Here is a 13,084-nt window from a genome sequence, read left to right on the forward strand (position 1 = left end):
GCGACTGCGACCGTGTGGGCTGATGCAGCAGAGCCGTCGTTAGACCGAACTACGGGAGTGTCTACGGGGCGGTTTCGAACAAAAATTCTTTGTGATGCGTGAAACTATGGGGGAGGGATTTCGTGTGGTCGATCCACCGTCATTGCGAGGAGCCCTTGCGACGAAGCAATCCAGACTGTCTCAGCGGACACATTCCTGGATTGCTTCGCGGAGCCTGTCATCGGGCCGCGCTTTTGCGCGGACCCGGTGGCTCGCAATGACGAACTCGCGGCTGCGCCCCACCTCAATCCCTGCTCTGCGGCGTCTGAATAAAACCGCGGTTATACGTCGGGCTGATCAGCACCTCGTTGATGCAGACGCGCGCCGGCATCGACGCGATAAACGCGATGGTGCGGCCGAGATCTTCGGATTGCAGCATCCTGGCCTGCTCCTCCTCGCTCGGCACCACCGGGCGCAGCTTCAGGATCGGCGTTGCCACCTCGCCCGGCATCAGGCAGCAGGCGCGCAGGCCATTGACGCATTCGTCCATGTTGAAGGAATGGGTCAGCGCCAGCACCGCGTGCTTGGTCGTGGTGTAGGCCGGGCCCGGCATCTTCGAGACGTGGCGGCCGGCCCAGGACGAGACGTTGATGATCGCTCCGTCCTGCTGCTTGCGCATCGTCGGCAGCACCGCGCGCATGCAATAGAGCACGCCGTTGAGATTGATCTGGACGAGCTTATCCCAGCCTTCCAGTTCCATGTCCTGCCAGCTGCGCTTGGGAACATTGATGCCGGCATTGTTCACCAGCAGATCGATCCGACCGTGCCTGGCGACGATCCGATCGGCCGCCTTCTGGGCTTCAGTGGCGTTGGACACGTCGAGCACAATGGCCTCGGCCGTCCCGCCTGCGCCGTTGATCTTCGCAACCACGGCATCGAGGGCTGACTGGCGCCGGCCCGACACCACTACCGTCCAGCCGTCGGCAGCTAATGTCTCAGCTCCGGCCTCGCCGATCCCGCTGCCGCCGCCCGTAACCCAGGCCACGCGTTTCCCGTTTTTGGTCATGCAAACTGTCTCCGTTGCTTCTGCGGGGCGGTTTTTGCTAATCCAGCCCTCGGTTTTGACCGGCCTTCGCCGGCGAGGAATGTTGCATGAACCAAGCTGCCAACGCCAATCTGTTTTCCCGCCTGTTCGACGGCCTGGACGATCCCAAGCGCCTCGCGATCGAGACGCATGACGGCGCCCGTATCAGCTATGGCGATCTGATCGCGCGCGCGGGGCAGATGGCGAATGTGCTGGTCGCACGCGGCGTGAAGCCCGGCGATCGCGTCGCGGTGCAGGTGGAGAAATCGGTCGCCAACATCGTGCTGTATCTGGCCACCGTGCGGGCCGGCGCGGTCTATCTGCCGCTGAACACCGCCTATACGCTGAATGAGCTCGACTACTTCATCGGCGATGCCGAGCCGTCGCTGGTGGTTTGCGATCCCTCCAAGGCGGAAGGCCTCGCCCCGATCGCCGCCAAGGTAAAAGCCAAGGTCGAAACGCTCGGGCCTGACGGCAAGGGCTCGCTGACGGACGCCGCCGACAAGGCAAGCGGCGAATTCGTAACGGTGCCGCGCGCAAGCGACGACCTCGCCGCGATCCTCTACACATCCGGCACCACGGGCCGCTCCAAGGGCGCGATGCTCACCCACGACAATCTGGCGTCGAACTCGCTCAGCCTCGTCGGCTACTGGCGCTTCACCGACAAGGACGTCTTGATCCACGCGCTGCCGATCTACCACACCCACGGCCTGTTCGTTGCGACCAACGTGACGCTGTTCGCGCGCGCGTCGATGATCTTCCTGCCGAAGCTCGATCCGGATTTGATCATCAAGCTGATGGCGCGGGCCACCGTGCTGATGGGCGTTCCGACCTTCTACACACGGCTGCTGCAGAACCCCGCGCTGTCGCGCGAGACCGCGAAGCACATGCGCCTGTTCATCTCGGGCTCGGCCCCGCTGCTGGCGGAGACCCACCGTGAATGGTCGGCGCGCACAGGCCATGCGGTGCTCGAGCGCTATGGCATGACCGAGACCAACATGAACACGTCGAACCCCTATGACGGCGAGCGCGTGCCCGGCGCAGTCGGCTTCCCGCTGCCGGGCGTCTCGTTGCGCGTCACCGACCCCGAGACGGCGAAGGAACTGCCGCGCGAAGAAATCGGCATGATCGAGGTGAAGGGCCCGACGTATTCAGGGGTTACTGGCGCATGCCGGAGAAGACCAAGGCCGAATTCCGACCTGACGGCTTCTTCATCACCGGCGATCTCGGCAAGATCGACAGCAAGGGCTACGTCCACATTCTCGGCCGCGGCAAGGACCTCGTGATCTCCGGCGGCTTCAACGTCTATCCGAAGGAAATCGAGAGCGAGATCGACGCCATGCCGGGCGTGGTCGAATCCGCCGTGATCGGCGTGCCCCACGCCGATTTCGGCGAAGGCGTCACGGCCGTCCTCGTCTGCAACAAGGGCGCCGAGGTCAGCGAAGCCTCGGTGCTGAAGGCGCTCGACGGACGGCTGGCCAAATTCAAGATGCCCAAGCGCGTCTTCGTCGTCGACGAGCTGCCGCGCAACACCATGGGCAAGGTGCAGAAGAACATTTTGCGCGAGACGTATAAGGATATCTACGCGAAGAAATAGGCGTGGGCTCGTCGCGACGGTCCTTTCGACTCTGTTCTGAATCGGGAAGAGCTACCCACCACACAACGCGCTGTCATGCCCCGGCTTGCCGCCTTCGCTAAAGCTTCGGCGGCCGAGCACCCTTGTGGCCCCGGCGTAGCCTTGGCGGAGCCGGGACCGGGGCATCCAGTACGCCGCGGCCTCTCGGCTCAATCATTGCGGTCTCTGGAATACTGGATCGCCCGATCGAGTCGGGCGATGACAGCGGAGTGTGTGGCGCGTGCTTCGGCCCAGGCCCATCACTGCCCGCCGACCAGGCTCATCACAAACCTGCTGCCGACAATAAGCAGATAGCACCCGAACGCCACCTCCAGCGTCCGCTTCGACATCGCATGCGCGGCTTTCACGCCGAGCGGTGCGGTGACGAGGCTCATCGGCATCACCAGCACGGCGCCGATCAGGGAGACGTAGCCGAGCGCGAATGGGATTTGCAGGGCCGTGACGGCCGGATAGTTCGCCGCCGCCGGCCAGCCGGCATAGATGTAGCCGAGCGCGCCGGGGATCGAGATCAAGACCGCGAGCGCCGACGAGGTCGCGACCGCCTGATGAATCGGACGGCTGTAGAACGTCATCAGCAGGTTGGAGAACAGGCCGCCGCCGATGCCCATCAGGGTCGAGAGGATGCCGACACAGAAGCCGTAGGCGCGCATCAATGGGCCCTTCGGCAGATCATCGCCGAGCTTCCAGGTCTCGCGCGCGAAGATGAGCCGGACCGCGGCTGACCAGGCGACGGCGACGAACACGATCTTCGAACAGCCGTTCCGGCGCGTAGCGCGCGACCACGCTACCGGCGATGACGCCGATCACGATCGGCAGCCACCACACGCGCAGGATCGCCATGTCGACGGCGCCGCGTTTGTAGTGCGCCTGAAACGAACGGATCGAGGTCGGGATGATCACCGCGAGCGAGGTGCCGACGCAGAGCGGCATGCGCACCTCCAGCGGCACGCCGGCGATGCGAAAGCATTCGTAGAACACCGGCACGAGAATCGCGCCGCCGCCGATGCCGAACACGCCGGCCAAAAATCCCGAGAGCGCGCCGGTTGCGATCAGCAACAGCGCAAGCTCCACGATCTCCTTGATGTCGAGCCCTGCAATCACCTCTGACCTGCCCCGGCGACTGGTCGCTGCGGCGCCGAGATGTCGCTTCGGAACGCCGCGTAGGGAGCATTAGGCGATCTGATTCGCGCGGTCGACACACCGAACCTCGCGGCTGGGGTGGAATGCAGAGTGCGCATATCCGAGGGGGTCGAACGGAAGCGGAATGGGAAGGCCCGTCCGCGTGTGCGGACGATTTTTGCGCGACGACTGGGCCACCTCTGGCCGATTTGGACGGGATGGTCCGTTTAGAGGCGTTCCAATAGCAATTTCAACGCACCTCGGGCCCCTCAGAAGAAATGAATAATAATTCTTTACTTGGTTGGCGGACCGACGCTCTGGTATACCAAGCCACTGATTGGCCTTGTTTCATCAACGCTCTAGAGCTGAACCGTCGTTCGATTTATGGCGATTTGGTGATTGCGCCAGCGAAATCGACTCCGTAAATAGAGCCGACCTTTCCGATCCCCGCGCGCCCTTCTGTTGGGCCGCAATACAACATCAAAGCCCATGACCGCACGGATCGAACGACCGCTCTCACCACACATGCAAGTGTACCGTTGGACGTTGACGATGGCGCTGTCCATCATCCACCGCGCCACCGGTATCGCCCTCTATGTCGGAACCCTGCTGCTGGTCTGGTGGCTGATCGCGGCGGCTTCCGGCCCCGCCGCCTACGCGCACGTCCAGGCCTTCGCCGGCAGCATCATCGGACGGCTGATCGTGTTCGGCTACACTTGGGCGCTGATGCACCATATGCTCAGCGGCATCCGGCATTTCGTCTGGGATCTCGGCTACGGCTTCAAGGCCAATGAGCGGGAAGCGCTGACCTGGGGCGCCCTGATCGGGGGCATCGCGCTGACGGTGCTGATCTGGATCATCGCCTATGCGATCGGAGGTGGACGATGAGCGCAACCGATACGCCGAAGCGCAGCATGCGCACCCCGCTTGGCCGCGTCCGCAATCTCGGCGCCGCGCATTCAGGCACGTCCGATTTCTGGCGCCAGCGCATCACCGGCGTCGCCATGACGCTGCTGATGATCCCGGTGCTGGTGATCATCATGATGCTGCTCGGCCGCAACCAGATCGGCGCTGCGCAGATTCTCAGCTCCATTCCCGTCGCGGTGATCCTGCTCCTCTTCATCTTCGCCAGCGCCTGGCACATGAAAATCGGCATGCAAGTGGTGATCGAGGACTACGTCCATAACGAGAAGCTGAAGCTCATCTCCATCATGCTCAACAACTTCTTCTCGGTCGCCGTGGCGCTCGCCTCGACCTACGCGATCCTGAAACTGTCATCCGGAGTGTAACCCATGGCCACCACAACGAATGGCTCGGGCAACGGCGCTCCCGCCACCAACGGCAAAGCCTATCCGATCGAAGACCACACCTATGACGTCGTCGTGGTCGGCGCCGGCGGCGCGGGCCTGCGCGCCGTGGTCGGCTGCAGCGAAGCCGGCCTCCGCACCGCCTGCATTACAAAAGTGTTCCCGACCCGCTCGCATACGGTTGCAGCGCAGGGCGGCATCTCGGCCGCGCTCGGCAACATGCACCGGGACGACTGGCGCTGGCACATGTACGACACCGTGAAGGGGTCGGACTGGCTCGGCGACCAGGACGCGATCGAATACATGGTGCGTAACGCGCCGGAAGCCGTCTATGAGCTCGAGCATTGGGGCGTGCCGTTCTCGCGCACCGAGGACGGCAAGATCTATCAGCGCCCGTTCGGCGGCATGACCATGGACTTCGGCAAGGGTCAGGCGCAGCGCACCTGCGCGGCCGCCGACCGTACCGGTCACGCGATGCTGCACACGATGTACGGCCAGTCGCTGCGCCATGCGGCCGAGTTCTTCATCGAGTTCTTCGCCATCGACCTGATCATGGACGACCAGGGCGCCTGCCGCGGCGTGATTGCGCTCAAGCTCGACGACGGCACGCTGCATCGCTTCCGCGCCCAGACCACGATCCTGGCGACCGGCGGCTATGGCCGCGCCTATGCCTCCTGCACCTCGGCGCACACCTGCACCGGCGACGGCGGCGGCATGGTGCTGCGCGCCGGCCTGCCGCTGCAGGACATGGAGTTCGTGCAGTTCCACCCGACCGGCATCTATGGCGCGGGCTGCCTCGTCACCGAAGGCGCGCGCGGCGAAGGCGGCTATCTCGTCAACTCCGAGGGCGAGCGCTTCATGGAGCGCTATGCGCCGTCGGCGAAGGACCTCGCCTCGCGCGACGTCGTCTCGCGCGCGATGACGATCGAGATCCGCGAGGGCCGCGGCGTCGGCAAGAAGAAGGACCACATCTTCCTGCATCTCGACCACCTCGATCCCGCGGTGCTGGCCGAGCGGCTGCCCGGCATCTCCGAAATCCGCAAAGATCTTCGCCAATGTCGACGTGACGCGGGAGCCGATCCCGATCGTGCCGACCACGCACTACAACATGGGCGGCATTCCCACCGATTATCACGGCGAAGTGCTGACCAAGAAGGACGGCGACGACAATGCTGTGGTCCCCGGCCTGATGGCGCTCGGCGAAGCCGCCTGCGTTTCCGTGCACGGCGCCAACCGCCTTGGCTCCAACTCGCTGATCGACCTCGTCGTGTTCGGCCGCGCTGCGGCGCTGCGCTGCGCCGAGAAGCTGACGCCCAACGCCGAGCAGCCGGAGCTGCCGGCGAACTCGGCCGAGATGGCGCTCGGCCGCCTCGACCATTACCGCTACGCTTCCGGCGGCACGCCGACGGCGAAGCTGCGCGAGGGCATGCAGCACGTGATGCAGAACAACTGCGCGGTGTTCCGCACCGGTGAGGTTTTGAGCGAAGGCCAGAACCTGATCGCGAAGGTCCACAGCGGCATCACCGACATTGCGGTGTCCGACCGCTCGCTGGTGTGGAATTCGGATCTCGTCGAGACGCTCGAATTCGACGATCTTGATCTCGCAGGCGGTGGTGACCATGAACTCGGCCGCCAACCGGACCGAGAGCCGCGGCGCCCATGCGCGCGAGGATTTCTCCGAGCGCGACGACAAGAACTGGATGAAGCACACGCTGGCCTGGCTGGACGATTCCGGCAAGGTCAAGATCGACTACCGCCCGGTTCACGACTACACCATGACCAACGACGTGCAGTACATTCCGCCGAAGGCGCGGGTGTATTGATCGAACAGCGAAGGCCCTATCGAAATGGTTGAATTCGCACTTCCGAAGAACTCCAAGATCAGCGGCGGCAAGACCTGGCCGAAGCCTGCGGGCGCGACCGAGCTCCGCGAGTTCAAGGTCTATCGCTGGAATCCGGACGACGGCAAGAATCCGAGCGTCGACACCTATTACGTCGACACCAATGATTGCGGTCCGATGGTGCTGGACGGCCTGATCTGGATCAAGAACCACATCGACCCGTCGCTGACCTTCCGCCGCTCCTGCCGCGAAGGCGTCTGCGGCTCCTGCGCCATGAACATCGATGGCCAGAACACGCTGGCCTGCACCCGCTCGATGCACGACGTGAAGGACGGCGCGGTGAAGATCAATCCGCTGCCGCATCAGCCCGTCGTGAAGGACCTCGTCCCCGACCTCACCAATTTCTACGCGCAGTACGCCTCGGTCGAGCCGTGGCTGAAGACGACCTCGCCGACGCCGCAGAAGGAATGGCGCCAGAGCCACGAGGACCGCGAAAAGCTCGACGGCCTCTACGAATGCATCCTGTGTGCCTGCTGCTCGACCTCCTGCCCGAGCTATTGGTGGAACAGCGAGCGCTATCTCGGCCCCGCCGCGCTGCTGCAGGCCAACCGCTGGGTGTCCGATTCGCGGGATGAAGCGACCGGCGAACGGCTCGACAATCTCAGGACCCCTTCCGCCTCTATCGCTGCCACACCATCATGAACTGCGCCAAGGCCTGCCCGAAGGGCCTCAACCCGGCCGAAGCCATCGCCGAGCTCAAGCTCAAGATGGTCGAGCGCCAGATCTGAGACGGATATTCCCGCCCCGGCCGGGCCGGCCGGGGTATTCTGCGATCGCAGTCAATTTGAGCAGAATTTTCTCCAACCCGCTGCGCGCGCAAGTTTTAGGTCCACAACCAGCGGTTTTCGCATAAGCTGCTTCCTTCCCTGCGCGAGATTCAGTTAAGCTCGCGCCAGGGACCGGAGCGACTGTGCAGAGGGCGCAACGCAACTCGCTGAGGCTGTTGCAGTGGATGATGGCGGCATCCCTGGCGCTGCCGATTGCGCTATTCGTCATTGCGGCCACGATCTCCTACACATCGACGAATGACATTGCCGACCGCGAGATCGAGCGCACCCTCGACGTCGCGCATGAGCATGCGCTGAAGGTGTTCGAGACCATCGATCGCAGCCTTGCCGAGCTCAACGAGGTCGTGCGCAGCCTTTCCGACGATACCATCCGCGCGCGCGAGCCGGCTTTGCACCGTCGCCTGAAGCGGCTGACCGATTCGCTGCCGCAGCTCAAATCGGCCTGGATCTTCGATGCGGACGGAAAAGCGCTGGTCAACAGCCTCGCCTCGCCGCCACCGGCGCTGAGCTTTACGGACCGCGATTACTTCTATTCCCACATCGACCAGAGCATCGGCACGTTCATCGGCATGCCGCTGACGCCACGCCCGCCCTATCAGGGCGCGCGCTTCTTCAGCGTCAGTCGCCGCCGCGATTCCGACGACGGCAACTTCATCGGTGTGATCCAGGCCTCCGTCCTGCCGGAATATTTCGAAAGCTTCTATGCCAGGATCGGCTCCGATCCCGGCAGCTTCTTCGCAATGGGGCGTGCCGACGGCGCCGTGCTCGCGCATTTCCCACGGCTCAACCACGACCTGCGGCTCGACCCGGGCGGCCCGGTTGGCCAGCAGATTGCCGGCCAGCCCGAGCGTGGCCTGATGACCATCGCCTGGCCATCGGACGGGATCGAGCGCCGCATTGGCTACCGGCGCGTTGCCGAATATCCGATCTATGTCAGCGCCGGGCTCGAAACCTCGGCGATCCGGGCACGCTGGTTCGCCACCATGGGCCAGCATCTGGTGTTCGGCATTCCCGCCACCGCGCTGCTGTTCCTGCTGCTCGCCTTCGCATTCCGCCGCACCCAGCATCTTCAGGCCGAGGCCGCAGCGCGGCGCGAAGCCGAGGACGCGCTCAAGCACAGCCAGCGCCTGGAGGCGCTCGGGCAGCTCACCGGCGGCGTCGCGCACGACTTCAACAATCTGCTGACGGTGATCCGCGCCTCGGTCGACCTGCTGAATCGCCCGCAACTGACGGAGGAGCGGCGGCAGCGCTACATCACGGCCATCGCGGACGCAGTCGCACGCGCCGCCAAGCTGACCTCGCAGCTGCTCGCCTTTGCGCGGCGCCAGACCCTGAAGCCAGAGGTGTTCGACGTCGGCCAGCGCATGCAGTCGCTGCACGACATGCTGGCAACGCTGCTCGGGCCCGCCATCGAGATCGTCACACGGCTGCCGGCCGAGCCCTGTCTCGTCAATGCCGATGCCGGCCAGTTCGAGACCGCACTGATCAACATGGCGACCAACGCGCGCGATGCCATGCAGGGCAAGGGCAGGATCATCTTCGAGGTCGAGGCCGCGACGACCATTCCGGACACGCCGGCCCCGGTCTCCGGCAACCATGGCTTCGTCCGCGTCACCGTCAGCGACACCGGGATCGGCATTCCTGCGGCGCGACTCGGCGCATCTTCGAGCCGTTCTTCACCACCAAGCAAGTCGGCCACGGCACCGGTCTCGGTCTGTCCCAGGTGTTCGGCTTCGCTCGGCAATCCGGCGGCGAGGTGACGGTCGCGAGCGAGGTGGGGCAAGGCAGCACCTTCTCGCTCTATCTGCCGCGCGTGCCGCCGGACCTGCGGTCGCAGCGGCTGGCGCCGAACACGGCGCCGGCGGTGGCCGGCAGTGGCATGTCGGTGCTGGTGGTCGAGGACAACATCGAGCTCGCCAATTTTGCCGCCGACGGCCTCACCGAGCTCGGCTACAGCATCACGCTGGTCGACAATGCGACCGATGCACTTGCTGAGCTCATCGTGGACGCCAATCGTTTCGACGTCGTGTTCTCGGACGTGGTGATGCCCGGGATGACCGGGCTCGATCTGGCGCAGGCGGTCCGCGACCGCGGCATCGGCGTGCCGGTGGTGCTGACCACGGGCTACAGCCAGGCCCTGTCGCAGGATGGCGCTGCCGGCTTCGATCTCGTGCAGAAGCCCTATTCGATCGAAGAGCTGTCGCGCATTCTGCACCGGGCCGCACGGCTGCGGCGTGTGCGGGATGGCGCCGCCGAATGATTCGGCTGGGAACCGAAGGGAACCGGTTGATTTCCTTCGCGTTGTCCGCCCATGCACAAGCCCGCGGTGAAGCGCGAACAGGGCGAGAAGCCGCCCATTGGAGAGATCAAAGGCGAGAACGGCGATGAAGTGGCACCGCCGCCGCCTCCCGAGCTGCTCGAACCCGACCCCGAACTATCACCCGAGGAAGCCGAACAGGTCCGCAAAGATTATCTGCTGACGCGCTTCTGGATCAGCGCGCGCGACTTCTGGGGCCGTAACGGCGACCGCCTGGCCTGGCCGCTCTCGATCGGCCTCGGCGTGCTGATCATCCTGACCGTCGGCTTCCAGTACGGCATCAACGTCTGGAATCGCGCCATCTTCGACGCCATCGAGCAGCGCGATGCGACGAGTGTCTTCCATCTCAGCGCAATGTTCTTCCCACTTGCGATCGGCAGCATCGCGCTCGGCGTCGCGCAGGTGTTCGCGCGCATCGAGCATTCAGCGGCGCTGGCGCGCTTGGCTCACGGCAAGCGTGCTGACACGCTGGCTCGCCAACGGCCGCTATTATCAGCTCAACCTCGTCGGCGGCGACCACAATAATCCCGAATACCGCATCGCCGAGGACTTACGCATTGCGACCGACTCGCCGGTCGATTTCCTCGCCGGCGTGACGTCGGCGCTGCTATCGGCCGTGACCTTCATCATCGTGCTCTGGACCATCGGCGGCGCGCTCACCGTCACGCTCGGCGGCTCAAGCATCACCATTCCCGGATTCCTGGTGATCGCCGCGATCCTCTACGCCGCGATCGCGTCCAGCTCGATCGTGGTGATCGGCCGCCGCTTCGTGCAGATCTCCGAAGACAAGAACCAGGCCGAAGCCGATTTCCGCTACACGCTGACGCGCGTGCGCGAGCACGGCGAGAGCATCGCGCTGCTCGGCGGCGAAGAGGAGGAACGCGATGGCATCGACCGCAATTTCACCAGCGTACTTCGGCAATGGGCGCGCCTGGCCGGACAACACATGCGCACGACGCTTGTCTCGCAGGGCTCCAGCCTCGTTGCGCCCGTGGTCCCTCTCCTGCTCTGTGCGCCAAAATTCCTCGACGGCAGCATGACGCTGGGACAGGTGATGCAGGCGGCCTCCGCCTTCACCATCGTGCAGAGCGCGTTCGGCTGGCTGGTCGACAATTATCCGCGGCTTGCCGACTGGAACGCCTGCGCGCGCCGCATCGCCTCGTTGATGATGTCGCTCGACGGCCTCGAGCGCGCCGAGCAGGGCGATGGCCTTGGCCGCATCCAGCGCGGCGAGACCAGCAATGACGCCATGCTGGAGTTGAAAGACCTTTCCGTCACGCTCGACGACGGCACCGCGGTGGTCGGCGAGACCGAAGTGGTGATCGAACCGGGCGAGCGGCTTCTGGTCGCGGGCGAATCCGGCACCGGCAAGAGCACGCTGGTGCGCGCCATCGCCGGCCTCTGGCCGTGGGGCGGCGGCAGCGTCAATTTCCATCCCGACCGGCGGCTGTTCATGCTGCCGCAGCGGCCCTACGTGCCCTCGGGATCGCTGCGCCGCGCGGTCGCCTATCCCGGCGCCGCCGACGACTGGACGATCGAGGAGATCGGCCAGGTCCTGCGCAAGGTCGGTCTCGCTCACCTCAAGGAGAAGATTGAGGAGGAGGCGCCGTGGGACCAGACGCTATCAGGCGGCGAGAAGCAGCGCCTCGCCTTTGCGCGGCTGTTGCTGCACAGCCCCGACATCGTCGTGCTCGACGAGGCCACATCCGCGCTCGACGAGAAGAGCCAGGACAAGATGATGAAGATGGTCACCGACGAGCTGCCGAAGGCGACCATCGTCAGCGTCGCGCATCGCGCCGAGCTCGAGGCCTTCCACAGCCGCAAGATCGTGCTGGAGCGCCGCAAGAGCGGCGCCAAGCTCGTCAGCGACGTCGACCTGATCCCGCGCAAAGGCAAGCGCAAGCTGCTCGGCCGCATCCTGCGCCAGCGCATGGCCTCGCCGAAGAAGGCGGCGTGAGGGCCGTAGCCCGGATGGAGCGCAGCGCAATCCGGGACAGGTCCCCCAGACGCGAGAATCCTGGATTACGCTACGCTCCATCCAGGCTACAACCCGCCGTTGGAGTCCTCATCAAAACCGGCTATGCATGCGCCGCCTGCAACGAGGACCTTCTGGCTTGACCGACAACGCCCCTTCGTCCGCGCCGTTCGGCGCGTTTGCGCCGAATGCGGCGCAGGCCGCGCTCATTCGCCTCGCCCGACAGTCTGGGCTGAAGCGCGGCGCATTCCGGCCCTGGATGTCGCGACTGGTCAACCTGCTGCGCGGCGGTCCGGTCGACGTGCAGTATCAGGGCGCCTCGTTCCGCTTCTATCACCAGGGCAGTGCGACCGAGCGCGGTGCACTGTTCAATCCCGACTACAATCTCGACGAGCTCGATTTCCTGCGTCAGCACACCCCGGCGGGCAGCACGTTCGTCGACGTCGGCGCCAATGTCGGCACGTTTGCGCTGGTGATGGCGCGGCAGGTCGGCACCAAAGGCAAGGTCGTTGCGATCGAACCGCATCCGACGACATTTGCGCGACTCGCGTTCAATCACGCCGCATCGAAAGCGACGCAGGTGCGCCTGGTGCAGGCCGCGGCAGGCGACAGCGACGGCGAGCTGATGATCGAAAGCGGCGGCGGCAATCTCGGTGCTACCCACGTCGTCACCGGCGCCGTGAGCGCCGAGGCCATCAAGGTCCCGTCACTGCGGCTGACGCGCATTCTCGACGAAGCCGGCGTCACGCAAGTCGATTCGCTCAAGATCGACGTCGAGGGTTTTGAGGACCGCGTGCTGATCGGCTTCTTCCGCGACGCGCCGAAATCGCTGTGGCCGCGCGCGGTCGTCATCGAGCACCTGTCACAAAACGAATGGCAGCAGGATTGTATTGCCGACATGCTTGCGCGCGGCTTTGCCATCGCGCGCAAGACGCGGAGCAATACGTTCCTGTCGCGCTGACAGGGAGGAACAGCGGA

At 64.8% G+C, this 13,084-nt stretch carries 4 protein-coding genes and 6 pseudogenes; 8 read left to right on the forward strand and 2 right to left on the reverse strand.

Annotation, left to right across the window (positions count from 1 at the left end; all coding sequences use genetic code 11):
* Positions 1 to 283 precede the first annotated feature (283 nt).
* Positions 284 to 1,045 carry an SDR family oxidoreductase gene (locus ACSKB8_RS08655; protein WP_438103626.1) on the reverse strand — a complete coding sequence of 254 codons (762 nt, stop codon included), beginning with the start codon at positions 1,043 to 1,045 and terminating at the stop codon, positions 284 to 286.
* 86 nt (positions 1,046 to 1,131) lie between these two features.
* Between ACSKB8_RS08655 and ACSKB8_RS08660 the strand changes: the two are divergent.
* Positions 1,132 to 2,660, forward strand: a pseudogene (locus ACSKB8_RS08660) (malonate--CoA ligase).
* Between the two features lie 278 nt (positions 2,661 to 2,938).
* On the opposite strand, the pseudogene ACSKB8_RS08665 reads toward ACSKB8_RS08660, so the two are convergent.
* Positions 2,939 to 3,800, reverse strand: a pseudogene (locus ACSKB8_RS08665) (sulfite exporter TauE/SafE family protein).
* A gap of 507 nt (positions 3,801 to 4,307) precedes the next feature.
* Between ACSKB8_RS08665 and sdhC the strand changes: the two are divergent.
* From sdhC to ACSKB8_RS08700, 7 genes and pseudogenes are all read left to right on the forward strand, one after another.
* Positions 4,308 to 4,706: a succinate dehydrogenase, cytochrome b556 subunit gene (sdhC, locus tag ACSKB8_RS08670; protein WP_128930604.1), complete on the forward strand. Its 399-nt coding sequence runs from the start codon at positions 4,308 to 4,310 to the stop codon at positions 4,704 to 4,706.
* Positions 4,703 to 5,107: a succinate dehydrogenase, hydrophobic membrane anchor protein gene (gene sdhD / locus ACSKB8_RS08675; protein ID WP_128930603.1), complete on the forward strand. Its 405-nt coding sequence runs from the start codon at positions 4,703 to 4,705 to the stop codon at positions 5,105 to 5,107. The genes sdhC and sdhD overlap by 4 nt, the downstream gene beginning before the upstream one ends.
* Positions 5,108 to 5,110: 3 nt before the next feature.
* Positions 5,111 to 6,948 (forward strand): annotated as a pseudogene (sdhA, locus tag ACSKB8_RS08680) (succinate dehydrogenase flavoprotein subunit).
* 24 nt (positions 6,949 to 6,972) lie between these two features.
* Positions 6,973 to 7,754 (forward strand): annotated as a pseudogene (locus ACSKB8_RS08685) (succinate dehydrogenase iron-sulfur subunit).
* Between the two features lie 182 nt (positions 7,755 to 7,936).
* Positions 7,937 to 10,074, forward strand: a pseudogene (locus ACSKB8_RS08690) (ATP-binding protein).
* Positions 10,075 to 10,125: 51 nt separating this feature from the next.
* Positions 10,126 to 12,088, forward strand: a pseudogene (locus tag ACSKB8_RS08695) (ABC transporter ATP-binding protein/permease).
* Between the two features lie 157 nt (positions 12,089 to 12,245).
* Positions 12,246 to 13,067, forward strand: coding sequence for an FkbM family methyltransferase (locus ACSKB8_RS08700; RefSeq protein ID WP_438103627.1), 822 nt, complete (start codon positions 12,246 to 12,248; stop codon positions 13,065 to 13,067).
* Positions 13,068 to 13,084: the final 17 nt, after the last annotated feature.

It is taken from the genome of Bradyrhizobium sp. BR 1432 (assembly GCF_051547705.1).
GTDB lineage: Bacteria > Pseudomonadota > Alphaproteobacteria > Rhizobiales > Xanthobacteraceae > Bradyrhizobium > Bradyrhizobium zhanjiangense.